General features: G+C 58.7%; 1 protein-coding gene and 1 pseudogene. One reads left to right on the top strand and one right to left on the bottom strand.

Annotated elements, in window-relative coordinates; translation table 11 throughout:
* On the top strand, positions 1-73 hold a 73-nt coding region (locus CYR55_RS24260; RefSeq protein WP_146001062.1), incomplete at its 5' end, for a YdgH/BhsA/McbA-like domain containing protein.
* A gap of 60 nt (positions 74-133) precedes the next feature.
* Here CYR55_RS24260 and CYR55_RS23765 read toward each other — a convergent pair.
* A pseudogene (locus tag CYR55_RS23765) lies at positions 134-356 on the bottom strand (hypothetical protein); the annotation flags it as partial.

Consider the following 356-nt stretch of genomic DNA (forward strand, 5'->3'; position numbering starts at 1 on the left):
GGCAACTTCTTACAAAATACTTTCAGCCTCCGGTAATAACCGGCTGCACGGCGTGGCAGAAATTTATAAGTAATTTGATCTATTGAGGCCGTACTGATGGGGCGGCTTCATCCACCGCCCTGTTTTTACGCCGTTACAGCACCAATCGCAGGGCGTTAATCCGCTCCCACAGCACAAAGCCCAATGAGGCCCTCACCCACGGCTCACTCACCTGCAACATCGCGTGCGCCAGCGCCAGCGCCCGGCACTGCTCCGCCAGCTCCGACGCCGTCAGCGGCCGGTGGTCATAAAGACGTTCATCAAAAGGATAAGGCGACGCGGGCGGGTCGAATGGCCGATCGAGCGCGGTGTCCAGC

The organism is Chimaeribacter californicus (genome assembly GCF_002858675.1).
GTDB classification, from domain to species: domain Bacteria; phylum Pseudomonadota; class Gammaproteobacteria; order Enterobacterales; family Enterobacteriaceae; genus Chimaeribacter; species Chimaeribacter californicus.